Here is a 23,972-nt window from a genome sequence, read left to right on the forward strand (position 1 = left end):
TCAGACCTGGAACACGCGCACCGCCGCCGGGAAGATCAGGAAGACCAGGAACCCCGCACACAGCAGCAATTGCGCCACCAGCATCGACTGCGACTTCTCGCCCGCGCTCCCCTCGATCTCCGCCAGCTCCCGGTGCCGCATCGTCTCGGCGCGCGACGCCAGCGACTCCCGTACCTTGGCGCCGTCGTCCGCGACCAGCGCCAGCGAAGCGGAGAGGTCCTTGAGCTCCTCCACGCCGAGCTCCTCACCGAGGTTCCCCAGCGCCTGCCACTGGCTGATGCCGGTGATCCGGGCGTCGGCCAGGGTGTTGCGCACCCGGCGCAGCGCCCAGCCGTCGCTCACCTCGGCCGCGGCCATCAGCGCCTCCGGCAGACCGCGGCCGCCGGCGAGGTTCATCGACACCAGGTCCAGATAGGCCCCGATGACGCGCCGCAGGTCGCGCCGCTTGTCCGCGGCGTCCCGCCGGACCTCCAGGTCCGGCAGCATGAAGAACACCACGGCGCACAGCAACGCCATCCAGACCGGGATCACCGGCCCGCTGCCGAATCCCAGCGTCCACGCGATGGCGAACAGGAACGGCCCGAAGATCAGGCCGGAGGCGGCCAGCAGCACCTTCGTCGCCAGGAACGACTCCCAGCTGCGCTCCAGCACGTTCAGGTCGGCGCGCAGCGACCGCTGCTCCCAGCCCTGCTGGAGGTACAGCTGCGCGACCCGCTCGCCCACCCGGGCACGCAGCGTGCCCAGCCGGCCGTGCGCCTCGGCGGTGCTCTGCCTGCCCGTCCCGGCTCCGGCGTGCGCCGCGCCGCGCGCCCGCAGCGCGTCGATCTGCGCCACCCGGGCCACCGCGCCGCGCTTGCTCGGCATCAGCGCCCGGACCAGCACGAAGATGCCGAGACCGAAGACGGCACCGATCAGCACCGGTGCGGTCAGCTGACTGGTCATCGCGGCGCCACCTCCTCGTCACGTGAGCCGTACGTCCCCTGGCCGCCCGGCGCGGCCGGTCCCTCCGCCGCCGACCGCGGCCGGACGAACTGCACCGACGGCTCGTCCCGGGTCAGGAAGCGGTCCGGGGTCTCGATGCTGGACAGCTTGCGCAGCCACCAGAAGCCGAGCCCGAACAGTCCGCACACGCACAGCAGCACCAGCTGGCCCACCGGCGTGCCGTACGGCTCGACGAAGTCCCGGTTGAACACCGACAGGCCCAGCACGAAGGCGATCGACACCGCGATGACGATCTGCACGCTCCGCCGGGTGCTGGCGCGCTGCGCCATCACCCGCTGCCGCATGTCGACCTCCTCGCGCGCCGACTTGGCCAGCGCGCCCAGCACCTCGCGCAGACCCGGGCCGCGCAGCCGCGCGTTGAGGATGAGGGCCGCGACGATGATGTCCGCCGAGGCGTCGTCGATCTCGTCGGCCAGGTGCTGCAGCGCGTCCGGCAGCGGGGTGCGCGCCCGCAGCCGGTCCACCAGCGCGTCCAGGTGCGGGCGGAGGGCCGGCGCGGCGGCCCGCGCCGAGGCCGGAATGGCCTGCTCCAGGCCGACCGCGCCGGCGATGGTGTCCCGCAGCGACTCGGTCCAGGCGGCCAGCGCCTCGACCCGGCGCATCGCGGCCCGCTCCTCGGCGGCCCCGCCGAACAGCCGGTCCCAGAAGAACACCAGGACCGCGGAGGCCGCGCCGGCCACCGCCCAGCGGGTCAGCAGCAGCACCACCAGTCCGACGCCGATCGCCAGCGAGCCGCGCCGGCCGGCGAACTGGGCCAGCTCCGCGGCCCGCTTCCCGGCCCTGGCCTTCTCGTGGGCCGGCTTCGCGGGCAGCCCGCGGATCGCCACGACGAGCAGGGCCAGACCGCCGCCCACCACGACGCCGGACAGCAGCGCGTACAGCACCGGCAGCGACAGGAAGCCGCTCATCGAGGAAATGCCGTTCATGCCCTCACCCCCAGGTTCCGCTCGGGCGGTAGCCGAACGCCGTCAGCTCGTCGATGCAGGTGATCGGTGCGTGCGGCACCACCCGGCCGTCCGCGGCCTCGGTGAACACCTCGCTGGACAGCACCCGGCCGTCCACACCGTTGACCTCCCGTATGGAGGTGACCACGCGCTGGAGCCGGCCGCCCTGCAGATAGTCGTTGCGGCGTTCGACGAAGACCACGAAGTTCACCGCGCCCGCCACCAGCATCTGGCTCGCCTCGATCGGCAGCCGCTCGCTGGCCTGCAGCGCGTAGGTGGAAATACGGTTGAACACCTCGCTGGAGCTGTTGGCGTGGATGGTGGACAGCGAGCCGTCGTTGCCCTGCGACATCGCGTTGAGCATCGTCACGATCTCGTCACCCAGCACCTCACCGACGATGACCCGCGAGGGGTTCATACGCAGCGACCGGCGGACCAGCTCGGCCATGGATATCTGGCCCTGGCCCTCGGAGTTCGGCAGCCGCTCCTCGAAGGCCACCACGTTGGGGTGGAGGTCCGGGAACTGGTCCAGCCCCAGCTCCAGCGCCCGCTCCACGGTGATCAGACGCTCGTTGGGCGGGATCTCGTTCGCCAGCGCGCGCAGCAGCGTCGTCTTGCCGGCGTTGGTCGCCCCCGCGATCATGATGTTCTTGCGGGCCCGGACCGCGCAGGCCAGGAAGTTGCCCAGCTCCGGCGTGAGGGTGCCGTTGCGCACCAGGTCCGCCATGAAGACCTTGCCCAGCCGGGCGCGTCGGATGGACAGCGCCGGCCGCCGGGTCACGTCCATCACGGCCGAGAGCCGGGAGCCGTCCGGCAGCCGGAGGTCCAGCTGCGGGTTGGCCGAGTCGAAGGGACGCGAGGACAGACCGGAGTACGCGCCCAGCACCTGGATGAGCTCGACCAGCTCCTCGTCGGTCTCCGCCACCGGCTCGCCGCGCACCTCACGGCCGTCGGAGTAGCCCACGAACACCTGGTCGCAGCCGTTGATGTCGATGTTCTCGACGTCGGGGTCGTCCAGCAGCGGCTGGAGCCGGCCGACGCCGAACAGCGCCGCGTGCACGGCCGCCGCGTACTGCTCCTCGGTCTCCGCGTCCAGCGGCGTACGCCCGAGGTTGATCTCCTGGCGGGCGTACTCCTCCAGTATCTGGGCGATCACCGCCCGCGCGTACTGCCGCTCGTCCTCGGTGGACATCGGCGTCGCACCCGACGCCTGGTCGAGCCGCCGCTGCTCCGCGATGCGGTCACCGGCGTCCTGCCGGAACCGCTTGACGAGCTGGTGGTCGACAGCGCTCATCGGTACGCCCCCGGCGCCCCGGGCTGCGCCCACGCGGCACCGTAACTCTGGTGGAGGTCCCCGACGACCTTGCGGGCCGAGCGGATCAGCAGCGACTTGTCCAGCCGTCCCCGCCGGCGCCCGTTCAGCTGGTCCGCGCCGGCCGGGTCGTGCGCCATCACACCGACCACCCGCGCCCCGCACTGGGAGGCCACCAGCATGTCGTTGACCTGCCCGGCGAGCTTGGCGCCGGCACCCGACTCGGCGATCAGCAGCACCCCGATCAGCGGGGTGCCCAGCTGCGCGGCTCCGCGCTGGCCGCCGTGCAGCCGCCCGGACAGCGCGGCCGCCCGGTCCCGGATCCGGGCGAGGTTCTCCGGCTCGGTGCGCGACACCAGCAGCACCAGCGACGCCTGCGGGAACATCTCCACCACGGCCGAGTCGGCACCGATCCGCCCGCAGTCCGCGATCACGTCCGCGGCCCCCTGGGCGGTGTGCGCCAGCCCCGCGAAGGCGTGCCCGACCGTCGGCCACAGCCCGGCGAGCCCCGCCGACTGCTCCGACGTGCTCAGCCCCACCAGCACCTCCAGGCCGCCGGACATCGGCTGCGCGTGGTCCCACAACTGCTCGGCGGCGAGCCCGCGCCGGGCGGTGGCGGCGAGCGAGAGCATCCCCGTGTTGGGGTCCAGCGGCCCACCGTGCGCCGCGGCGCTCCGGTACACCAGGTCCCCGCCGGCCGGGTCCGCCTCGGCCAGCAGCACGCGCCGCGGCCAGACGGCGGAGATCGCGACGGCGGTGGTGGTGACACCGGGCGAACCCTTGTCGGCGGCGAGAGCGATAAGCGCCATGTCGTTACGTGTCCTCGTGTCCCTCTGAACTACCCGATCCGGACGGTCGGCCGACCGGTCCGGAGCCCGGCGGCACGGTCGGTGGAACGACCGGGCCGGCTGGGCGACCGATACGCGGCTGAGTGCCGGGCGCTCAGCCCTCTGTCGGGGGGACCTTGGCGAGCGCGACCTCACCGGCGGAGGCGTACCGGATCACCGGACCGGCCTGCGCCTGGTCGACCAGGATCGACACCGGCAGGTCACTGCTCGCGAACTGGCCGCCGCTGTCCTTGGTGGCCTTCACCACCTTCGCCCGGGTCACCAGAGGCGTGCTCGACGACGGCGGGTCGCCCGCGGAACCGGAGTCGCCCGAGGAGCCCCGCTGGTCCTTGTCGCCCACGTGGTAGGCCGCGACCACGTCGCCCGCCTCCAGGTCCGACGGGTACTGCCCGGCCTTGAGCGAGAGACCGACCAGGACCTTGCCGTCCGGCAGGCCGCCGTTCGCGTCGTTCGTCAGCATCTGGCCGACCAGCAGCGAGCCCTCGGGGATGTCGGTGGCGGCCCGGTACTTCGAGGTCGCCGCCTTGCGCTGCTCCCACTTCACGTAGTCGATCCCGGAGTCCTCCGCGACCAGCACGGAGGTCATCTGCTGCTCCGTGATCTGCTTCCCGGCGGTCACCTTGGCGGTGATCTTCACTACCTCGATACGGTCACCGGCGCGCAGCACCAGCACGGTCGCGCCCAGCGCACCGACGAGGATCAGCAGCACCGCCAGCGCGGCGAGCGCCGGCTTGCGCTCCCGAGGCGCGGAAGGCAGCCTCTCCCCCATCGGTTGAGCCGGCGCCGAACTCCCCCTGCCGTGCGCCGCCCCCGTGCGCTCCTGGATCTTCACGCCAACGCTCCCGCAAGTTATGTCCGAATTCAGGGATTTGCCCCGCTGCAGGCCCGCTCACGCTTCCATGCGCGTCTATGTCGGTGGCCTGAGGACTGTCAAGTCCTCGCACCGTATCAGCCACCCATATGGGCCTCAAGGCGCGTTCGGTAACGGCCGTGTCATTAGCGTGCAACCATCATGTATGCGCGCCACCAACGGCCGGGCCGATATCCGAACGCGCTTGATGCGCACGGAAGTTGGAAAGCCCCACCGGCATCCCTGCCGGTGCGGCAGCCCCGCTGACAAGCCGCAACGGACCTGACGGCAGGCGGGGACGGCCCGGACCCCGGCGACCAGGCAGTCACCGACGGAGCCCGGAAGAGACGCATATGAGCTCTCCCGCACCCACGCCGGGCATGGATGCGCCGGCCGACCGAAGACCGACCCACCAAGAGCCCGAATTACTCTTTCGCGAATCCGGAAACAGGTATCGGAAAAACGGATGCGGGCCCACGGCACAACGAGGAAGCGGCGTGCCCGGCGAACAGCGCATTCGCCGGCGGCACGCATTTCGAAGCAACGCCCCAAAAGGCCGCTTCATTGAGAGGAATCCCGGCGAGGCCGGCGACCTCGACGAGGAAGCCAGGGTGTCTCCGGTGGGCCGAGGGGGGCGACGGGCGACGCCGGCGGGGCCGCGCGCCGCCCGTGCCGGTCACCGGGCGGGCTGCGCGCCGTCCGGGGAGTCGGCCTCGGCCCGCTCCTCGGCCTCCAGCTGGGCCGCCACCGTGTCGGTGCGCTCGCGCAGCGCCCGCACCCGTTCGGCGGTCTTCACCTGGAGGGCGTTCGGGTCCGGCGGCACCACCGGCACGCCCTTGGCCTGGGCGGTGACGACCAGGCTGTGGGCGACGTCGAGCTGGTGGGCCAGGAGCGCGGTGGGGAAGAGGTTGGCGCGCAGGGTCTTCTCCCGGCCCAGTGCCCCCCGGTACACGATCTCGCAGCCGACGTTGACGGAGTCCAGGCGCTGGTCAGCCGCCTTCTCCAGGGAGGCGAGCACCACCGAGGCGAGTCCTTCCACCACCTTCGTCACCGCCCATTTGCGCCCCGGTATGGGCGGGAGGAGTTCCCGGATGCGGTCGATCTCGGCGTCCAGGGCGTCCGTCGTCATCGCGGTGAAGGCGTTGTGCAACTGGAGTCGGACGACCTTGTCCCAGGGGATGTCCTCGCCGTCGAAGCCGACCGACTCCGGGCCGAAGCGCAGTGCGCCGATCCCGTCCAGCGAGCGCAGGGCCTTGGCGGTCACGGCCGGGACCCGCGGGTGACGGCAGGCCAGGGCGCCCAGCGAGAACTCCCACTCCTCGGTTGCCGGGGAGGAGGGTGCGGGCAGTGCGGCGAGCACGCCGAGCACCCAGTCACCGGACGCCGCGGCACCGGATCGGCTTGCCTCGGTGCCGCGGTTCACCATGTCCCTGCCCGCGGCGGCAGCCGAGGTGACCGCGCCCCCGATCCTCTGGAACCTGTCCCGTACCCCCATGTGCTCATCGTCCCTTTCTCGGCAATCGTCAGGCCTGCGTGTTTCGCCCGGTGAACGAACCGGGGTGCCTCATCACTTCACGCGGACGGGCGGTCCGTGGTTCTGTCCGGCGGGTGGTCCGCCGGTAACGATACGAGCGGCCGGTGGTGCCCGCGAACACCGGACCGTTCAGCAGACCCGGGCCCGGCGGCGCCGTCCGTGCGCGGGGTGCCCGGACTTCGTAACAGCTGAGTATTGGTCACTCTGGCTGAATTCCCAGTGCTGCTGCCGTCCACGTACCATCAGCCGACTCTGATAACGCCGCAGCGGCGGAACGGGGATACCAGAGGAGCACCTCATGCGCATGGTCAGCCCGAAGGATCTGGAGCAGCTCGCCAAACTACTGGACGGCAAGGGCGGGCTCGGCGACAAGCTACGTGAAGCGTTCACCAGAGCGCAGTCGCTCGGCGTCAGCGACAAGCTGACGCCCATCAAACCGATGTCCACCTGGGTCGCGGACACCGCACCCGACCTGCGCAGCCGCGCGGGCATCGCGCGGGCGGACGCCGGGGACCCCTGGGGTGGCATGCAGTGGGCGGGCTTCACCAAGGAGGAGATGAAGGGCCAGGAGGGAAAGCTCGACCCCGACACCCTCATGCTGGTCAACGCGGCGGCCACCAGTGGGGACCCCGACTTCGACTGGGCGAAGCGGCAGCCGTACGAGGCGTGGGGCGACTACCTGGCGCGCATTCAGGGTGAAGCCGTCGGAAAGGTGACCGGCAACGAGAAGCTCGGCGCCGCCGTCACCACCTACATCAACGGCGTCGCCGACACCGCGGCGTTCTTCCGGGCGGCGAAGTACACGCTCTCCGGCCCGTGGAAAATCTACAAGCACTTCAAGGGCAAGCCCATCAACGCACCGGGCACGCTGATGGCGCGGCTGCTGACCAACCCGCGGGCCGCATCGGTCACCGGCCGCATACCCGCGCCCTTCGTGAAGTTCATGGCCGGGTCCGACGAGATGGCGCGGTTGTCCAACGGGCGTTTCTTCGCCGGCAGCAGCAAGTGGGCCCAGTTCTTCAATCCGCGGGCCGGCGCGCCGCGTGTCTACCACGGTTACCAGGCGAACCTGGCGAAGGTGGGCTGGAAAGCGGGAACCCGCAGCATGGCTGCGAACCCCTCGAAGTTCGCCGCGCTGCGAACCGGCCTGAGCGCGGCCGGGAAGACGGCCGGGTTCTGGCGGTTCGCCGGTATCGGCGGCAGCATCGCGGCCACCGGTCTGGGAGTGGCCGACCTGTGGGCCCAGGGCAACCCCGTCGAAGCCTTCAAGCGGGACAAGGCCGGCTACGTCAAGGACGTGTCGGGAGTGGCGTTCAACGCCTCGCTCACCGCGGCCATGATCGCCCCGAACCCCATCACCATCGGTGCCACCATCATCACCGGCGCCGTGTACGGCGGGGCGATCATCGTCGACAACTGGCCGAAGATCAAAGAAGGTGCCAAGAAAGCCAAGGACTGGGTCGGCGACAAGGCGAAGAAACTCGGCAGCGCGCTCAATCCGTTCGATTGACGCCCGGGAACCGGCCCGGCAGGACGACGGGCCAGGAGGAAGCACGATGACGAGCTTCACGTTCACGCTCCAGCCGTTCGAGGTACGGACGGGCAGCCGCACGTTCCACCGCTTCGGCCTGCGGGGTGAGGCCGGCCCGTTCGGGCAGGTGGAGGTGGAGTACCCGGTGGTCCGGGACGACGACACCGACCTGTTCCGGGCGGAGGTGCGCGGCGAGCGCGTCCCCACCGCCGGTCTCACCGGGCGTGCCTACTCCTACCTGCCGTCCCTGGGCAGCGCGACGCTCGACGTGGAAGGCCGCCCGGTGGCCCTGCGGCGCAACTGGTGGGCGCTGACCCGGCGTGCCCGCGCCCTGCACCTCGACACCGGGACCGACCGGTACACCTACACCGCGGTCGGCACCGGAAAGGACTTCGAACTCCGCAGGGCCGAGGCGGGCATTCTGCTCCGGCACCGCGGCTGGACGCGGAAACGCACCACGGTCGAGGGGCGCGCATCGGGCCCGGTGAATGCCGTCGACGTCGCGCTGGCGGTACTCCTCGAAGGAGTGGACACCCGGAATCTCACCTTCAGCAAAGCGGTGCGATGGGGTCCGTTCCGCGTGATGTACACGCTCTCCTGACCTCGGGGCCGGTCCCGAGCATCCGATCCCTCCATCCTCAACGCAACGCTCAGAAAGCACCGAAGATGCCCTCATTCGACATATCCCGCGACCGTTGCCGACTCGCGGAATCGCACATCTCCGTACTGGGTCACCTGGCCGATGACGAGCAGGTCCCCGAGGAACTCACGGAGGCGCTGGAGGAGCTGCGCGAGGTGGGCCTCGTCACCGAGGACGACCGCCCCTCCGCGCTTCTCGACGACCTGATCAACACGCTGGGCAACCCGGTGGTGGTCATCCAGGTGGAGATCACCGGCCCGCTCGGCATGACCGACCACGGAATCGTGGTCGGCCGGGACGTGATCCTGGCCCACGAGAGCTGGATCGGCGACGAGGAGTCCGAGTACGTCAAGCTGGTCCCCGCGCTGCTCGTCCCCGCGCTGGCGCGCATGGTCAACCTGCGCGAGCTGGAGCCCGCCTCCGGCACCGGCATCACGACCGTCGACACCTCCATGGGAGCGCTCGACGCCGCGTTCACCGCGCTGGCCGAGCTGCCGCTCGACGACATCGACACCTCCTCCGACGTCGCCCGGCAGGCCATCGCCGCCGCCGGCGGACCGGCCGAACCCCACCTGGCGCTCTTCGCCGACATGGTCGTCGGGCTCCGTGCCAGCTGGCGGGTGACCGCGGCCTGGCGCAGCGAGCGCGAGGGACAGGCCGGGATGGAGGTGCGCGGTATCGCGGTCTGGGACTGCGGCCCGCACGGCTACTGGCACCGGGAACTCCCGGAGGAGCCGGTGCTCGAAGGCGAGGTGACCGCGGAGTCCCCGCTGCGGCTGGCCCGGATCACGCCGAAGGAGCTGTGGGAGAAGCTCACGGACCTCCTGCCGGACCAGGAGGACCTGGCGCCGGGCATGTAGCCGCCCGCTCGGCCGCGGTGGCTCCGGAGTCCTTGCGGAGCCACCGCCCCTCGTCCTGCGCGCGGACGCCGCCGGCCGATCCGCCCCACGGGCGCCCGGCGGGCCCGTGAGCCCGGCCGCCCCGGACTGCCGGGCCGTCAGCGGCAGTCCGCGGTGGCACGCCGGCGGGCGGGCGGTCCCGTCACTTGTCCGATTTGTTGGTTGCCTTGGTGGCCTCGTTGTCGTACTCCGTGGCCTTGTCACGCAGCGCCTTGGCCACGCTCGTGCACTTGGTGTGCCACGTCTTCAGTTCCCCGCGCACCTTGTCGGCGTTGGGGCCGGCCCACTTCTTCATGGTGTTGGTGCTGTACGTCTTCGGCGAAGACACCAGTGAGTCGACGTGATCCGCGAGTGAGCGCAACTGCGTCGCACGGTTCTTCAGGTTCTGGATCTCAGGATCCGCCATCCCGTTTCCCCCTTGTCATACGGACGACCGGACACAACTTCGAGCCAGCGTACGCCCACCGGACACCGTCACCCACCTGCCGCATGCATCAGGCTCGCCACAGATACGGGGGCACACCGCCGGTGGCGCCCCAGCGCCCCCTCGCCGGCGGGAGGCCGGACGTGGCAGCCGGTGAGGCCGGCCCTCCGCGGGGAGGGCCGGCCCGTACCGGCAGGGGGTCACGGGGTACCGGCCCCGGACCGGATCAGCGCCGGGTCACGGTGCGCCGGAGCCGGCGTCCACCGGGAAGCCGGACGGGTTCTCGCCGTCACGCTGGCGGATCACCATGACGCATTCGCGGATACCGCTCGGCTCCTCCGCCGTGAGCACCAGCCAGGAGCCGTCGGCGAAGCGGATGCGGAACAAGCCGGTCTTCCAGCGGCCGCGCAGCGGATCCTGCACCACCGCCTCGTCCCCGGTGAAGGTGGTGATCACCTGCGCCTTCCGGTCCCGGCCGGCGCCGGTGCGACGTGGCGGGGCGGCCAGCACCAGGGTGCCGGCCGACATGATCACCAGGCGCTCGGGGTGGCTGGACCGGCCGTACCACTGCAACAGGAGGCGGCCGGCCGTGCCGTTCCAGTCGCCGTCGAAGACCCGGTCGAGCCGGTGCTCGGCGATGGCGGCGTCGCGTTCCTCCTGCTCCCGTACGAGCTTCAGCCGTGCCTTCTCCTCCGCCTCGCGCTTCGCCTTGCTCTGGAACACCTTCGCGGCGAGGGTCAGCAGGACTTCGATGAGCCCGGCGACCAGGCCGACCACCAGGGCGAGCAGCACCCAGACGTACTGGAGCGCTTCCAGCGGCCGGATGATCCCCGGCCGCAGCCGCCCGCCGCCGACCGCCGTGCGGACGTCCGCCGGCGGCTCGGGGATCCTGCCGATCGTGCACCAGTCACCCACGGCCGGCCGGTGGTGGCCGAGGAGTTCGGTGATCCTGCGCTGCAGTGTTGCCGATGCCATCGGTCCCCCCTACGGAGCGCTTCGCCGAGCGTGACCGGGGTCGGCGGCTGTGGCGCGCCCGCGGCCGGCCCGCGCTCTCGTCGTCTTCGCCATGGCTAGTCCTTCCCGCCCTTCTTCTCCTCGTCCGCCAGCTTCTTCCGGATGCGCTCCATCTCCGCCTTGGCGTGGCCCAGGGCGCTGCGCAGCTGCTTGCTCCGCCCGGTCCAGTCCTCGCGGAACCGGTCGCCCGCAGGTCCGCGCCAGGTGTTGTCGGTGAGGATGGTCTTCACCGCGTCCAGCGCGTTCTCCAGCTCCTGGGCGTAGCGGTTCAGGTCGCGGATGTCCTTCTCGCAGTCCGACAGCTTGCTCATGGGTACGGGTCCTCCGTTCCCCGGCCGGCGGGCCGGTGACCGCCGGACGTCACTGGGGGAGCTCCAGCAGCCGGCTGATGAGGGCGCCGAGGGACCGGGTCCCGTGCGCCCGGGCGACGATGCCTTCCGGCGACTGCGGGGCCTCCACTACCACGGACCACAGTTCCCGTTCGGTGGCGTAGGTGGTGACCAGCGGTCCGGGCTCGTCGGCCAGCAGCATCAGGCGTCCCACGACCAGCGCGTCGTCGATGACCCGCCGCAGCGGGGCGGGGACCGAGTCGCGGTCGAGGGCGTGCGGGTCGAGCGGGAGCGGACTGCCGTCCTTGGCCGCCACCCCGAACGGATCGACGGATGCCTGGATCAGTCCGGCGGCCGCCTCCCGGTCGTTGGTGAGGGTGAACAGGTGCAGCCCGCCGCTGGTGACGCGCTCGACGAGGAAGAGGTCCGCCGCGTGCACATAGACGCAGGCGTGCGAGGCGCCGCCGCTGGTGGCCAGCTCCACGGAGAGCAGCCGTTCCGCGTGCCGCCGCAGGTTCAGCACCAGGGCCGCCTCGTCGGCCATCCGGATCGACACCGGTGTCCGCTGCCGGAGGCTCGCCCCTTCACCGGCGGCGGCCTGCTCCGCCTCCTGGCGGCGCATGAGTTCCTCGAGCTCGTCGATGTCGTCGACCTCGATCAGCTCACGGGAGACGAGTGATCTCAGCGCCGTGGCCACCACCAGTTCCCGTTCGGTTTCCGAAAGGTTCGCCAGGTGCGGGGAGGGGACCAGGGCGCCCTCCGTCGCACCCGGGTCGATCACGGCGAGTTCCTCGTCGGTCAGCCGTAACAGGGCGCGGTGGCCGCCGCCCGCTTCCGCCAGCCCTTCGGACAGCATGGCGCGGATCTCGGCGAGTTCCGCCTCCGTGCCATCGGTGTCCGTGCCTGCTCCGGGCGTCATTTCGCTCCATCCTGTGACTGATCGCTTCTTCGGGCCGGCCGGCGGACCGGTGGGGCGTACGGCGGCCGTCACCAGAACTTCAGTTTCTTCACCGGCCCTGGCACCGAGACGTGTTTCTCTATCAGGCTTTTCGCGCCCGACAGCGTCTCCTTGGCCTTGTTCTTGCCCCAGTCGACCGCCTGTTTGGCGCCCGCCTTGATGTCGTCGCCCCACTTGTCCCAGGCCCAGCTCCCCAGGAAATAGGCGCCGGCGATTCCGAGCGCGGTCCAGCCGACCACCGGAATCGCCGAGGCCGCGGCGGCCGCTCCGCCCCACATTCCGTACATGACGCCGGCCGCGCCGCCCGCCTGTACCAGCCCCATGCCCCGGTCCACCCATCCCCGGGCACCGCCATGGGTCGGGGCGACGGCCTCCTTGAGACCGGTGACGAACGACAGCGGAACCAGTGCCTTGTCGAGAAGGCCCTTTCCCGGCGCGCTCCCGAAGACCTTGTCCACCGCCTGGGCGAGCTTCGGGAACCGCTTGAAGAGGCCCTCGGCGTGCTTCCATCCCTTGATGGCACCGCCCGCGGCCGACATGAACTTCCAGGGCTGGCGGTACAGCCGGCGCGCCATCGCCATGTCCCGCAACTTCGCGTTGTAGACGTCACGGAAGGCCTCGCTGAATGTCACCAGGCCCTTCAGGGTGCTGAGCCCCTTGGCCGCCACCCAGCGTTCCCGGAGCTGCTGGTACGCCTCGACCCCTTTGAAGATGGACAGGGTCTTCGCCAGCGCCAGCGCGTCCTTCTTCGCCTGGGAGTCACTGAGGCTCTCGGCTCCCTCGGCGACTTCCTCGGCGAAGTTCTTGCCCTCGTCCTTCGCCCACTCCCAGGTTTTGAGCGTCCCGGTGGCGGCAGCCATGATGATGACGGCCTCGGGGTCGTCTCCTAATATGCCCAGCCGCCTGCGAATGTCCTTGGCCTGCTCCTTACCCCAGGTGGACATGGAGGGGAACTTGGTCAGGGTCCCGGCCTGACCGCCCCACTTGGCCACGATTCCTCGAATCAGTCCGCCCTGGATCGCCAGCGCGCCACCTGAGACGTCGAGCGCGGCGGCCAGATTTCTGGCCTGCGTCGCGTCCATCCCCCTGAATGACATTCAACTCTCACCTATCGCGTAGTTTCCGAGCCAACTTCGCCATACGTCCGGAAAGTCGGTGTGCTCGGTTCCCCGGCTCACGGTGGAGCGAAGCCGGTGGTACCGCCTCCGGCCCCCCGGCTTCCCACGATAGTCAGCGGGACCGTCCGGTCTCAGGGCTTTCCCGGGTTGCCTGGCGTATGCATCAGGCTCGTCACAGAGGCGGACTCCCGTTACCCGTGTGCCGGTCGGTGCGGTAGCGTCCGTGCAGCGCAGGCGGAAAGACTGCCTGCTTCTGCACCGTACGGGGAGGAGTGCCATGGGTGACGACATGCGTGGCGCAGGCCTTGAGCAGCTGAAGAAGCTCTACCAGGACTTCGAGAAGAAGTCGACGGAGCTCCAGACGCTCATCAAGACGCTCAACACGGAGACCACCAGCAGCACCGGCTACTGGAAGGGCCCGAAGGCCAACAAGTTCCGTGACGAGTGGGCCAATGTGAAGCCCACGTTCGAGAAGTTCGTGCAGACGCTCAGCGACGCCAGCAAGGCCGCGAAGACGAACCACGACAACATCGAGCGCGCCACCTGATTCCAGGTCTCGCACCGGATACGCAACACACGAGGCCGGGTTCGCCAACCTTTCGGTTCGGCGCCCCGGCCTCAATGCTGTCCGCGTCGGTGGTGGCCGCTCAGCCCATCACTCCCTGAATCGGGATGGTGGAACCGCTCCGCACGAAGAGGCCGCTTCCCGGAGACCCGGCACCGCCGCTGTTCGCGGGAATCCGGATATTGAACACCTCGCCGTCGGAGGAACTCTGCGGCGTCAGGAGCATGCCGTTGCGGGTCTTGCGCGCTTCGGTGACAAAGCCGCGGTACTGCGAGGAGAACGTTTCCGTCTCGCCCGCCGCGATGAGCCCCAGACCGCCGTCCATTCCCTTGCGCAGCACGGCTTCGAGGGGCTCGTCCAGCGACTCGTCGTAGAGCAGTTCGGCGTCGTCGACGATGACCACATAGGGCTTGTCGGCCTTGTTCAGCACGCGTTCCAGGTCGTCGCCGTCGCTGTCGCCGCCGAGCACGCCCAGGACCCCTTCGGTGCCCTCCAGGTCCCGCAGCGGTGACCGGCGCGGCGTGATGATCGCGACCGGGGTGCCGCGCTGCAGCAGGAACCGCGCGGCCGTCATGAGCATCGTGGACCGGCCCGACTTGGGGGGACCGGCGATGACGAAGCCCGGTCCGGCCTCCTGCAGGTCGACACCGACCGGCTGCAACTCGTCGCCGCCGACGCCGATCAACGCCCACAGCGGGGACGGCACGGCGAACTCGGCGTCCAGCGCCAGCGCCTCCGCCATGGTGATCCGGGACGGCAGCGCGTCCACCCGCATCGGCCGCTGCGCCTTGGGGATGACCTCCCGGCGCTCCACGGCCGCGTGGCCGATCGCCCGCAGCGCCTCCACCTGGGCCTGACCCGCCGGGTCCGCGACGAGCAGCCCCAGCTGCGTCTCCTCGGCACCGTGATCGGTCACCCGCAGGGCACGTCCCGGCGGCATGTCCTTGGGGACGTCCCGCAGATGGAAGCCCGCGGTCGCGTAGTCGCTCGGGTCCGGCAGCCGCATCACCAGGCGCTCGCCGAAGACCGAGGCGACCTGGCCGGTGAGACCGCTGCGGTCGGCGGTCATCACGACCCGGAGCCCGACGGAGGCACCCTCCCGGAACATCCGGTGCATCGACTCGATCAACTGGCCGTAGTTGTAGCTCTCGAACGTCGAGACGAAGCCCTCCCACGCGTCGAGCAGCACCACCATCCACGGCAGCCGCTCGTCCTGCGGCGCCACCGCACGCTGCTCGCCGGCGCTGGAGGTGCCCTCCATGGCCAGCATCTGCTGCCGCCGGCTGATCTCCACCAGCAGGCGGTCGATCAGGCGGCGCACCCGGTCCGGCTGGTCCCGGGTCACCACCGCGCCGACGTGCGGCAGGCCGGTCAGCGGCAGCAGCGCGTTGGAGCCGCAGTCGATGGCGTAGATGTGGACGTCACGGGCGGAGGTACGGCTGACCAGCGAGCCCGCCAGGGTGCGCAGCGCGGTGGAGCGGCCCGAGCGCGGTCCACCGACCAGCATGGTGTGTTCGCCGTTGACCAGGTCGAGGGCGAACGCCGCGCGGCTCTGCTCGGCGGGCAGGTCGGTGAGGCCGAACGGCGCCGGGTGCACGTCTCCTTCCACCACCGCGGTGCCGCTGGGATCCGGCAGCTCGTCCAGGGTCACCTGGGTCGGCAGCGGCGGCAGCCAGGGGCTCCTGGGCTCCCCGAACCCCATCCGCGCCGAGCCGTCGCGTACCGCGTCCACCAGCACCGCGAGGTCGGTGACCATCGTGCCGTCGTCCTCCGCCTCGGCCGCCCGCGGCATGGGACGGGTGTAGGAGGAGCCGGCCAGCGGCACCAGCGTCGCCTTGGGGCCGACCTGCCCGGTGCTGGGGCGGCGGCCACCGATCCGCGCGGACTGCACGCCCACCAGGGACTGCGCACCGGACCGCACATACGCCCGGCCCGGGGTGGACTTGGAGATCGCGGCGGAGTTCGGGGCGTCGATGACGTCGTTGGACTCGGTGGCGTCGGTGACCCGCAGCGCGATGCGGAGGTTGGTGTTGGCCCGGATGTCGGCGCTCACCACACCTGCCGGGCGCTGGGTGGCCAGGATCAGGTGGACGCCGAGGGAGCGTCCACGACGTGCGATGTCGACCAGCCCGGCGATGAAGTCGGGCAGTTCGGCGACAAGAGAGGCGAACTCGTCGATGATGAGCACGAGCCGCGGCATGGGTTCCAGCTCCGGACGGAGCTTGCGCGTGTCGTTGTAGTCCTCGATGTCCTTGGCGCCGGCGTCGAAGAGGATCTCCTCGCGGCGCCGCAGTTCGGCGGCGAGGGAGGCCAGCGCCCGCTCCGTCAGGTGCGCGTCGAGGTCGCTCACCATGCCGACGGTGTGCGGCAGCCGGGCGCAGTCCTGGAAGGCGCTGCCGCCCTTGTAGTCGATGAGGACGTAGTTGAGCGCGTCGGGGCGGTTCACCACGGCGAGCGAGGCGATGATCGTCTGCAACAGCTCCGACTTACCGGCACCGGTGGTACCGGCGACGAGGGCGTGCGGCCCGTCCCGGCGGATGTCCAGCTGGAACGGCCCGTCCGCGGCGATGCCGATGGGGGCCTCGGTCGTCGATCCGCCGGCCCGCCAGATCCGCTCGATGTCCACGCCCGTCGGGTCCGGCAGGCCCAGCATGGAGAGCAGCCGCGCCGCGGTGGGCAGCGCGCTGTCGGCGTCGTCACGGCTCACGTCCCGTACCGGCGCCAGGGACCGGGCGACCAGCTCGCACCAGTCCGAGGTCACCCGGTCGGCCAGCACCTCGCCGACCGCCTCGAGACCGGATCCCCGCAGGTGGACCCGGGTGGGCGACTGCGGAGTCCAGCAGATCGCCGCCTTGCACTCCTCGGGGAGCAGCCGCTCGTCCTCGTCCAGGCAGAGGGCGAAGATCCCGTACCGGGGCCCTTCCTGGAGCAACTGCGGCACTCCGGGCATCCGGCGCAGCAGCCGGGCGCCGTCCAGGACGACGAGCACGAAGGGGTCGGGGCGGAGCGCCGCGGGCCCTCCGAACTGGTCCTTGGTCGCCTTGCGGCGCTCCAGCTCGGTCAGCAGTTCGTTGACCCGGCGGGCGACGGTCTCCGGATCGAACCCGAGCAGCGCGAGGCAGTCCTGGCCCAGCTGCGGGCCGGCGTGGGGCAGCCAGTGCGTCCAGTCCCAGGCCTCGCCGGACTCGGTCCCGGCGGTCAGCACCACCAGGGACAGGTCGCGCGGACTGTGCAGCGCCGCCGCCTGCACGGTGAGCCAGCGCACCGTGCTGAGGACGCGTTCCCGGTCCCCCGCCACACCGATGGTGCCCAGCTCCAGGTAGGACAGCGCGACCGGCACGTCCGGGAGCACCGGCGGGGGCGGCGGGTCCTCGTCGTAGCCGCCGCGCGCCATCACCAGCTCGATCTCGGCGGGCAGATCCGCCACCCCCAGGCGCAGCTGCATGGCGTCCGGGTCGGTGATCCGCCGCTCCCACAGCCGCCGGCGCGGGCCGGTGGCGAACAGCAGGACCTCGGCCGGGTCCGGGCTCGCGACGCGGCGCTCCCGCTGGTTCTGCTTGGCGAGCCGGGCCAGCTCCGTCTGGTGCTCGGCCATCTCCTGCTTGTACTGCTTCATGGACTTGCGGTGCTTCTTGCGCCCGTACCGCGCCTCGCTGACGTAGTGGCCCACGATCATCAGCGGGGACATGAGACAGAACAGCAGGGTGAAGACCTGCTTGGTCATGTAGTACATGAGCAGGCCGAAGCCGAGCGGGATGAGCGCGGAGAGCATCTCGAAGCGCGGCCCCTCGCCCTTGCCGGGCCGGGCCGGCACCGCCAGGCGGTGCCGGGGGATCTGCGGGGACAGCCGCGGCGGACGGTTGTAGGCGAGTCCGCCCTCGCCGGTGGGCGCGAGGTGGGCGTCGGGCTCCTGCGGCTCGTCGAGGACGAACAGCGAATCGCCCATCCTGAGCACCACGCCCACCGGCCACTCGCGCTCCCCCTCGACGGGCTCGTCGTCCAGGACCACCTGGACTCCGACGGCCCCGACGACGGTGACCCGGCCGTCCGCGCTCACCGTGACCCGCGCGGCCAGGGCCGGCAGGGCCGCGTCGGCCACCTGGAGGGTGGCCGGGTGCTGGGATCCGATGGTGGCCACTCCGGCCATCAGCCGGATGATCCGGCCGGTGCCCGGCCCGCCGGCCACCCGCAGCTCGTACCGCCCGGTGGGCTCGCCCGCGCGCAGATAGGGCCCGATGGCGTCGTCGACGGATATCCGCATGCCGTCGCGGAGCACCGAGCCCGCCGGCTCGCGCGGTTCGCAGGGGCGCCCGTCCACCCACAGCCGGGGCGCCACGCTCTCCCGGGCGCCGCCACCGGTGCGCGCGCCGGCGGCTCTGCCGTCGATGGGAAGCACCACCGCGGTCGGCCGGCCGTGGCCCCGCTGCCCGGCGCCGCCGAGTGTCGCCACCGCCTCCGCGACATCGGTGGCCGTGGCGGAGTCATCCGCAGTGACCATCACATCCTGCGGCTGGGCGCCCTCCCGGACGGCTGTCACCAGCACTCGCATGGCTGAATTCCTCCCGTCGGACCGGCTGCGGCCCGCTCACACTCACCAGCCCCGTGAGGCTATCCCGTCCGGAAATCTCCTGGCAGTGACCCCGGCGTGCGGAGTTTGTGCGGCAACAGTGGCGTGGCCGCCAGCCTCCGACGCCTCCGGACTGAACGCCCGCTGAACTGAGGCGTTGACGCCACAGCCGTTCGCGACAGCACGGTGTGAGGAATCTCCTGGCACACCGGAAGAGGCGGGCCGGCACCCACTCGAGACCTGGTACGACCTTATGATCGAAGTCAAGTGTCGCTCGGTGAAGGGCCGAACCATGGGGGACGATCGGCGCCAGATCAGCCCGAATGATGTGGAGCAGTTGGCCAAACTGCTCGATGGAAAAGGCGGCTTGGGGGACGGGCTCGACGAAGCGTTCAAACGTGCTACGACGCTAGGTGTGACCGACCAGTTGTCAGCACTGAAACCTCTGCGGGCATGGGTCACCACCACCGCTCCCGACCTGCGCAAGCGCGCCGCCATCGCGCGGCTGGACGACGGCGATCCCATGGCCGGTCTGCTGTGGGCGGGTTTCACCCCGGAGGAACTGAAGAACTACAAGGGAACCGTCCCGAGCGGGGAAGTGCTGATCCTGGCCAATTCGGTCGCGGCCAGTGACGATCCCGCCGCCTACGAGTTCCACAGGCGCCCGGAGGAGTCGTTCGACGAATGGGTCAAGCGCCTGTCCGGGCACGCCCTGACCCGCCTCCCGGGGCTGGAGGTCCATGAAGAGACCGCCATCAAGGTCATCGAAGGCGTCGCGGCCTGGGGCGGTGTCACCGCCGGAGCCGCGGTCGGGTTCGGCAGCGGAGGCGCTGCCGTGGTGACCTGGCTGAAGAACTCCGCCAAGGCCGGTCGGCTCGCAGGCCCGGCCACGACGTGGGCCGCGAGCAGCAACCCCGCGCTTCGGTCCATCGGTGGCTGGCTCAAGGGCGGTCCCATCCGCTCCCTCTCCGCTCCGGGCACCTGGATGGCCACCCAGTTGGGCACCCGTCTCACCGGTGCGCCGATGCTGCCTTGGCAGGCGGGCGCAGCGATCAACAGCAGTTGGGACGCGGTGCGTGCCAGCAGCGTCGCAAACGGCCGCACGCTCTTCGGTATCACCCCGATGGGATACGCCCAGGCGTTCGTCGGCTCCGACGACCTCGCCCGCATCTACGGCGGCGTGACGCACTCCGGCCAGGTACCCCGCGCCGCCCAGGCGAGTCTGTGGACCGTGTACAAGAACGCGTCGGGCTTGCAGAAGAGCGCCAACGCCGTGCTGCCCGCCGGCGAAGCCGCCTCCTCCCCCTTCCTCAAGGGGCTGTCGACCGCGGGCAAGACCGCCGGCGTCTGGCGGGCGGGCGGCATGGGGCTCTCCGCGTTCGGAGCCGCCTACGGCACGGTCGACCTCGTCTCGCAGGGCAATCCCGTTACCGCGTTCAAGAAGGACAAGGCCGGATACACCGCCGACGTCGCGGGCACAGCCTTCAACTACGCCATGACCGCGGCCCTGATCAATCCCAATCCGGTCTTCGTCGGAGCGGCTGCCGTGACCGGCCTCGTCTACGCCGGGGCGACCATCGTCGACAATTGGGAGGGCATCAAGAGCGGCGCGAAGAAGGTCGGCGGCTACCTCAAGGACAAGGGGGAGGCCGTGGTGAAAAAGATCGACCCGCGGAACTGGTGGTGACGGGCGACCACCTGCGTCGACCGGTGCCGTACCGACCACAGTCTCACGGCTCATGGAAGGAAGAATCTCACCGTGGATGGTCTCGTCTTCGAGCTCGAACACTATGTCGCCCCGCCGTGCCCCGGTGACGACAAGATCGCCCGCCCGCACGACGAGCCCTCGAAGTCGGGTTTTCGTGGCACCGTGGAGGGGCTCGGCGAGGTCGTCGTCGAGCACGAAGGCGTCGGACGCCGCGACGGCGGGCCGCAGCGGACCCGCGTGGAAGTCCGGGGAGCGGCGGTCCCTGCCGTCGTCCTGACCGGACGGGCCGTCTGGGGCGACCTACCCTCTCTCGACCAGGCGGAACTCACGGTGGACGGCGTCGCCGTCCCGCTGAAACTCAACCTGCTGGGCGCCAAGAAGACCCAACGCGCCCTCCGGTTCGCGCACCGGAACCGTTCCTACACCTACTCCCTGCTGCCCAAAGGGCGGCGGGAAGGCGCCGAACTCCGCCGCGACCAGGTGTGCGTACGCATGGAGTACTTCAAGAACCGCAAGGGCCTGCGCACCACCCGCGGCACCCGCGGCACCATCAGCGGAACGGCCGACGCACTCGATGTGGCCCTCGCCGTCCTCTTCGAACAGGTGGACACCAACCTGCTGTCCCTGGCCGGCGCGGCGGCCACCGCCCCCTTCCACCTCATGGACCGAATGATCAGGCCCTCTCAGTGGCCTGGCCAGTAGCGGACGCGAGCGATGTGGCACTCGCGGTCCCCCCGGAGCGCGTCGACACCGGACTGACCGACTCCAGCCGGCCCGGCGGCTCTGGTCCCCGCCCCGTCATGGACCGAATGATCAGGGCCCACGGGATGGCCCGTGCAGCGGCTCCGGCACTCGGGACATCGACACCCACCGAACGATCACCCCTCGTCGGTGATCTCCGCCTCGGAGGGAAGCAGGTCCGCCATCATCTCCCACAGCTCTCCCTTGGACACCCGGACCAGGGTGAGCGGGGTCTCCGGGCTCAGCTGTTCCGGCGCGATGGGCTCGGCCGGGCTGCGGCGGTGCCAGTAGCCGTGCGGACCGCAGTCCCAGACCGCCAGACCACGCACTTCCCGGAATGGCCCCTCGGACCGACCCGCCTGCCACGCGACCGAGATGCGCCAACTGGCCTTCAGCGAGGTGATCAGGTCCGCGAAGAGTGACTGTGCCGGTTCCTGGAGACCGCCCTTCTCGGCGAGCGTGGCTCGCGCACGCTCCCTGGCCACCCCCTCCCGCTCGATGTCTTCGGCCGGGAGTTGCCCCAGCTCCGCGAAGACCGCGTCGAGCACGCCGGTGCTGGTCTCGATGTCGAGGTGGTCACCGCCGTTCACGGGCTCCGAACGGCGCAGGTTCACCATGCGGGCCAACTCCCACATGAGCATCGCCGGTTCGATCGCCACGTACTCCGACTCTTCCTCCCCGGGCCACCCGGTGTGGGAGAAGACGCGCTCCGCTCCGACCAGGACTCCGGAGTTGAGCAAACCGTGCTCACCGCTGACTTCCACCTGGATGAGGACGACAGGAGCGTCGAGGACACCGAGAAGCTCGGACAGCAATGGCGATATCAGGTTGTCGGCGCTGACCAGGCCCGCGTGGCGCAGGTCGGCCAGGGACGGCTCCAGGTCATCCGGAAAAGGTGCGCCTCCCACCAGGTGGCCGAGTGCGGCGATGTGCCGGTCCGCCAGTCGGAACCGGTCGCGTGCACTGTCATATGAGGGCATGGGAATCTCTGACCTTCTCGATGGCTTCGGGTACGGGTGGCAAGCCCGAAGTGACGTACCTGCAGCGGCTCCGTACCGTTATACAGCGGTTCTCGGCAGGGCGGCGGAGCGCGGGTGGCCGACCAGCTGGAAGGGACGGCGGACCTCGGCAGGCCGGGCGGAGGACGTCACCCGGCCGTACCGGCGTGGGCTCGGCCACTGGCATTCGACGGTGACGAACCGGAACCTGGCCGGATAGCGTCTCGTCCCACAGGCATCATCCATGACAACGAGGAGTTCACCGTGGGCCGTCGCACCCTGTCCGCTCTGGCCGCCGCGGCGGCCACCGCACTGCTGATCGCGGGTTGCGGCGGCAGCGAGGACACCAAGGACGACAAGATCAAGGGAGCCGACAAGGGCGGCACGTCCTCTTCTTCGCCGACGCCGCGGAAGACGGTCGCCGCGGACCCCGACGCCCCCAAGGTGTCCTTCCCGGACGACTTCGAGTTCATCACCGAATTCGACCAGCCGGCCGATCCGAAGCAGGCCGCGGCGCTCGACGGAGCGGTGAACTTCGTCCGGGGCATCAAGCACGGGATCACCCGGCAGGACGTCAAGGACCCGGTGCACACATACTATTCCGACCCGATGGGCACGGCCCCCACCTACGCCCGGGACCAGATCACCAAGCACATCAAGGGCGGTTGGACACTGACCGGCAAGGACCGGTTCACCCGGCCGGAGGTCCGGCTTGCCAAGGGTGGGAAGCAGGCCGCGGTCACCTTCTGCGAGGACCAGTCGCAGATGTTCGGCAAGGAAGTGAAGTCCGGCAAGATCCTGCGCACCGAGCCGAGCGACAAGGACTACTACTACTTCGAGGTCACCATGGTGCCGGTGGCCAAGAGCACCGTGTGGCAGGCGAACTCGATCACGGTCAACGGGGAGGCAACCCAATGCAAAGGCTGAGAACGTCCGGACTGCTGCTGTGCGGGGTCATAACGGCCGCCGCCCTCACGGCGGCGACCCCCGCATACGCGGGCGGGCCGCTGGATTCCTCGGGCTCGTCCGAGCAGTCCGGCGGCCGGAGCGGCAACACCATCTACGCCAAGATCAGCTTCGACACCTCGAAGAACGGCTCCGGGAAGTCGACCGGCGGGCTGACCGTGAGCAACAGTGACTGGTCCCCGCCGCCGTGCTGGTTCGCGCCCCTGTGGGACCCGAAGCAGTTCGCCGACGCCACCGAAAAGGGCTTCCAGGACACCATCAACTACCCGGGCCAGCACAACTACGCCAAGCGGGCCGCCGCCGAGTACCGCGACAAGTACAAGGACGGCGAGTACAAGAACTACAACATGGACAAGCAGGGCGAGGGCATGTGGTGGGGTGTGGTGGAGAACCCCGACGAGCCCGACATCCTCAAGCGCCTGTCCTGCAACGACACCCTGCCCTTCTGGGTGGACAAGGGCGACACCCCGCCGGTGGAGAACGCCATCAGCCCGGAGATCCTGGCCGGTCTCGCCTACCAGCAGCTGCAGGTGCCGGACACCGACATCACCCTCAGCCCGAACGGGCAGCAGACCGTCAACCTGCCCACCTGGGCGTGGCTGGACAGTTCGACGTTCAAGCCGGTGTCGGTCACGGCGTCCCTCGACGGCGGGGCCGGGCTCAACATGTCGGCCACCACCACCGCCACTCCGGTCGCCCTCAAGCTGGAGCCGGGCACCGCCAACGCCGACCTGCACCCGTCCTCCGGTGAGTGCCCGATCAACGAGGACGGCAGCATCGGCACCCCGTACGTCAAGGGGTCCGGCGACAAGACGCCGCCGTGCGGCATGACCTACCTGCGCGCCACCCAGGGCGGCGCGCCGTACTCCATGAAGGCCACCATCACCTGGAAGGTGGACTGGACCGGCAGCGGCGGCACCGGGGGTGACCTGCCGGACGGCACCTTCGGCACCACCCAGAACCTGGTGGTCCGCGAGGTCCAGGCCGTCAACCGCTGATCGACGGGCCTGCCGGGGCCGGCGGT

General features: G+C 70.5%; 21 protein-coding genes. 8 read left to right on the forward strand and 13 right to left on the reverse strand.

Features of this window, described 5'->3' with window-relative positions; genetic code table 11:
* From ACH4B3_RS17345 to ACH4B3_RS17370, 6 genes are all read right to left on the reverse strand, one after another.
* A complete protein-coding gene (locus ACH4B3_RS17345) occupies positions 1-942 on the reverse strand; it encodes a type II secretion system F family protein (RefSeq protein WP_398463698.1) in 942 nt (313 codons plus the stop codon).
* On the reverse strand, positions 939-1,928 hold the full coding sequence (locus ACH4B3_RS17350; protein ID WP_398463699.1) for a type II secretion system F family protein: 990 nt from the start codon (positions 1,926-1,928) through the stop codon (positions 939-941). The genes ACH4B3_RS17345 and ACH4B3_RS17350 overlap by 4 nt, the downstream gene beginning before the upstream one ends.
* Before the next feature lie 4 nt (positions 1,929-1,932).
* Positions 1,933-3,240 carry a CpaF family protein gene (locus tag ACH4B3_RS17355; protein WP_398463700.1) on the reverse strand — a complete coding sequence of 436 codons (1,308 nt, stop codon included), beginning with the start codon at positions 3,238-3,240 and terminating at the stop codon, positions 1,933-1,935.
* Entirely contained in the window at positions 3,237-4,067 is an 831-nt protein-coding gene (locus tag ACH4B3_RS17360) for a hypothetical protein (protein WP_398463701.1), read from the reverse strand. Before ACH4B3_RS17360 ends, ACH4B3_RS17355 begins: the two co-directional genes overlap by 4 nt.
* Positions 4,068-4,200: 133 nt before the next feature.
* Entirely contained in the window at positions 4,201-4,875 is a 675-nt protein-coding gene (locus ACH4B3_RS17365) for a hypothetical protein (protein WP_398463702.1), read from the reverse strand.
* Positions 4,876-5,632: 757 nt separating this feature from the next.
* Positions 5,633-6,451, reverse strand: coding sequence for a hypothetical protein (locus ACH4B3_RS17370; RefSeq protein WP_398463703.1), 819 nt, complete (start codon positions 6,449-6,451; stop codon positions 5,633-5,635).
* Positions 6,452-6,788: 337 nt separating this feature from the next.
* On the opposite strand from ACH4B3_RS17370, the gene ACH4B3_RS17375 reads away from it, so the two are divergent.
* The 3 genes from ACH4B3_RS17375 to ACH4B3_RS17385 all read left to right on the forward strand — a co-directional run bounded on the left by ACH4B3_RS17375 (position 6,789) and on the right by ACH4B3_RS17385 (position 9,521).
* Positions 6,789-8,000, forward strand: coding sequence for a mucin-2 (locus tag ACH4B3_RS17375; protein WP_398463704.1), 1,212 nt, complete (start codon positions 6,789-6,791; stop codon positions 7,998-8,000).
* Between the two features lie 46 nt (positions 8,001-8,046).
* Positions 8,047-8,622: a hypothetical protein gene (locus ACH4B3_RS17380; protein ID WP_398463705.1), complete on the forward strand. Its 576-nt coding sequence runs from the start codon at positions 8,047-8,049 to the stop codon at positions 8,620-8,622.
* A 65-nt stretch (positions 8,623-8,687) separates the two neighbouring features.
* Positions 8,688-9,521 carry a hypothetical protein gene (locus tag ACH4B3_RS17385; protein ID WP_398463706.1) on the forward strand — a complete coding sequence of 278 codons (834 nt, stop codon included), beginning with the start codon at positions 8,688-8,690 and terminating at the stop codon, positions 9,519-9,521.
* A gap of 181 nt (positions 9,522-9,702) precedes the next feature.
* Here the strand turns inward: ACH4B3_RS17385 and ACH4B3_RS17390 are convergent, their stop codons facing one another.
* From ACH4B3_RS17390 to ACH4B3_RS17410, 5 genes are all read right to left on the reverse strand, one after another.
* Positions 9,703-9,888, reverse strand: a complete 186-nt coding sequence (locus tag ACH4B3_RS17390) for a hypothetical protein (protein WP_398463707.1) — start codon at positions 9,886-9,888, stop codon at positions 9,703-9,705.
* A 333-nt stretch (positions 9,889-10,221) separates the two neighbouring features.
* Entirely contained in the window at positions 10,222-10,959 is a 738-nt protein-coding gene (locus ACH4B3_RS17395; RefSeq protein ID WP_398463708.1) for a hypothetical protein, read from the reverse strand.
* 95 nt (positions 10,960-11,054) lie between these two features.
* Positions 11,055-11,309 carry a hypothetical protein gene (locus ACH4B3_RS17400; RefSeq protein WP_398463709.1) on the reverse strand — a complete coding sequence of 85 codons (255 nt, stop codon included), beginning with the start codon at positions 11,307-11,309 and terminating at the stop codon, positions 11,055-11,057.
* 49 nt (positions 11,310-11,358) lie between these two features.
* Complete coding sequence (locus tag ACH4B3_RS17405; protein ID WP_398463710.1) at positions 11,359-12,246, reverse strand: hypothetical protein; 888 nt, start codon at positions 12,244-12,246, stop codon at positions 11,359-11,361.
* A 68-nt stretch (positions 12,247-12,314) separates the two neighbouring features.
* The gene (locus tag ACH4B3_RS17410) at positions 12,315-13,229 is read right to left on the reverse strand and encodes a hypothetical protein (protein ID WP_398463711.1); all 915 of its coding nucleotides are present in this window, start codon (positions 13,227-13,229) and stop codon (positions 12,315-12,317) included.
* Between the two features lie 451 nt (positions 13,230-13,680).
* Here ACH4B3_RS17410 and ACH4B3_RS17415 point away from each other — a divergent pair, with 451 nt between their 5' ends.
* Positions 13,681-13,950 (forward strand): WXG100 family type VII secretion target, encoded by a 270-nt coding sequence (locus tag ACH4B3_RS17415; protein ID WP_398463712.1) that lies wholly within the window; start codon positions 13,681-13,683, stop codon positions 13,948-13,950.
* 100 nt (positions 13,951-14,050) lie between these two features.
* On the opposite strand, the gene ACH4B3_RS17420 is transcribed toward ACH4B3_RS17415, so the two are convergent.
* On the reverse strand, positions 14,051-18,517 hold the full coding sequence (locus ACH4B3_RS17420; protein ID WP_398463713.1) for an FtsK/SpoIIIE domain-containing protein: 4,467 nt from the start codon (positions 18,515-18,517) through the stop codon (positions 14,051-14,053).
* Positions 18,518-18,788: 271 nt separating this feature from the next.
* Between ACH4B3_RS17420 and ACH4B3_RS17425 the strand changes: the two genes are divergently transcribed.
* Positions 18,789-20,222: a PE-PGRS family protein gene (locus tag ACH4B3_RS17425; protein ID WP_398463714.1), complete on the forward strand. Its 1,434-nt coding sequence runs from the start codon at positions 18,789-18,791 to the stop codon at positions 20,220-20,222.
* Positions 20,223-20,294: 72 nt separating this feature from the next.
* Complete coding sequence (locus ACH4B3_RS17430) at positions 20,295-20,945, forward strand: hypothetical protein (RefSeq protein ID WP_398463715.1); 651 nt, start codon at positions 20,295-20,297, stop codon at positions 20,943-20,945.
* Between the two features lie 176 nt (positions 20,946-21,121).
* On the opposite strand, the gene ACH4B3_RS17435 is transcribed toward ACH4B3_RS17430, so the two are convergent.
* Positions 21,122-21,964 carry a hypothetical protein gene (locus tag ACH4B3_RS17435; protein ID WP_398463716.1) on the reverse strand — a complete coding sequence of 281 codons (843 nt, stop codon included), beginning with the start codon at positions 21,962-21,964 and terminating at the stop codon, positions 21,122-21,124.
* 282 nt (positions 21,965-22,246) lie between these two features.
* Between ACH4B3_RS17435 and ACH4B3_RS17440 the strand changes: the two genes are divergently transcribed.
* Entirely contained in the window at positions 22,247-22,909 is a 663-nt protein-coding gene (locus tag ACH4B3_RS17440) for a hypothetical protein (protein ID WP_398463717.1), read from the forward strand.
* Positions 22,897-23,946 (forward strand): hypothetical protein, encoded by a 1,050-nt coding sequence (locus tag ACH4B3_RS17445; RefSeq protein ID WP_398463718.1) that lies wholly within the window; start codon positions 22,897-22,899, stop codon positions 23,944-23,946. The genes ACH4B3_RS17440 and ACH4B3_RS17445 overlap by 13 nt, the downstream gene beginning before the upstream one ends.
* Positions 23,947-23,972: the final 26 nt, after the last annotated feature.

The sequence above is a fragment of the Streptomyces sp. NPDC018031 genome (assembly GCF_044327625.1).
Taxonomy (GTDB): domain Bacteria; phylum Actinomycetota; class Actinomycetes; order Streptomycetales; family Streptomycetaceae; genus Streptomyces.

Bases quoted from the DNA above. Each gene is read 5' to 3' on its own strand.
- ACH4B3_RS17400 (WP_398463709.1), bottom strand. From the start codon at position 11,309: ATGAGCAAGCTGTCGGACTGCGAGAAGGACATCCGCGACCTGAACCGC.
- ACH4B3_RS17415 (WP_398463712.1), top strand. From the start codon at position 13,681: ATGGGTGACGACATGCGTGGCGCAGGCCTTGAGCAGCTGAAGAAGCTC.
- ACH4B3_RS17370 (WP_398463703.1), bottom strand. From the start codon at position 6,451: ATGGGGGTACGGGACAGGTTCCAGAGGATCGGGGGCGCGGTCACCTCG.
- ACH4B3_RS17385 (WP_398463706.1), top strand. From the start codon at position 8,688: ATGCCCTCATTCGACATATCCCGCGACCGTTGCCGACTCGCGGAATCG.
- ACH4B3_RS17365 (WP_398463702.1), bottom strand. From the start codon at position 4,875: ATGGGGGAGAGGCTGCCTTCCGCGCCTCGGGAGCGCAAGCCGGCGCTC.
- ACH4B3_RS17395 (WP_398463708.1), bottom strand. From the start codon at position 10,959: ATGGCATCGGCAACACTGCAGCGCAGGATCACCGAACTCCTCGGCCAC.
- ACH4B3_RS17425 (WP_398463714.1), top strand. From the start codon at position 18,789: ATGATCGAAGTCAAGTGTCGCTCGGTGAAGGGCCGAACCATGGGGGAC.
- ACH4B3_RS17345 (WP_398463698.1), bottom strand. From the start codon at position 942: ATGACCAGTCAGCTGACCGCACCGGTGCTGATCGGTGCCGTCTTCGGT.
- ACH4B3_RS17380 (WP_398463705.1), top strand. From the start codon at position 8,047: ATGACGAGCTTCACGTTCACGCTCCAGCCGTTCGAGGTACGGACGGGC.
- ACH4B3_RS17410 (WP_398463711.1), bottom strand. From the start codon at position 13,229: ATGTCCACCTGGGGTAAGGAGCAGGCCAAGGACATTCGCAGGCGGCTG.
- ACH4B3_RS17360 (WP_398463701.1), bottom strand. From the start codon at position 4,067: ATGGCGCTTATCGCTCTCGCCGCCGACAAGGGTTCGCCCGGTGTCACC.
- ACH4B3_RS17445 (WP_398463718.1), top strand. From the start codon at position 22,897: ATGCAAAGGCTGAGAACGTCCGGACTGCTGCTGTGCGGGGTCATAACG.
- ACH4B3_RS17355 (WP_398463700.1), bottom strand. From the start codon at position 3,240: ATGAGCGCTGTCGACCACCAGCTCGTCAAGCGGTTCCGGCAGGACGCC.
- ACH4B3_RS17375 (WP_398463704.1), top strand. From the start codon at position 6,789: ATGCGCATGGTCAGCCCGAAGGATCTGGAGCAGCTCGCCAAACTACTG.
- ACH4B3_RS17420 (WP_398463713.1), bottom strand. From the start codon at position 18,517: ATGCGAGTGCTGGTGACAGCCGTCCGGGAGGGCGCCCAGCCGCAGGAT.
- ACH4B3_RS17350 (WP_398463699.1), bottom strand. From the start codon at position 1,928: ATGAACGGCATTTCCTCGATGAGCGGCTTCCTGTCGCTGCCGGTGCTG.
- ACH4B3_RS17405 (WP_398463710.1), bottom strand. From the start codon at position 12,246: ATGACGCCCGGAGCAGGCACGGACACCGATGGCACGGAGGCGGAACTC.
- ACH4B3_RS17435 (WP_398463716.1), bottom strand. From the start codon at position 21,964: ATGCCCTCATATGACAGTGCACGCGACCGGTTCCGACTGGCGGACCGG.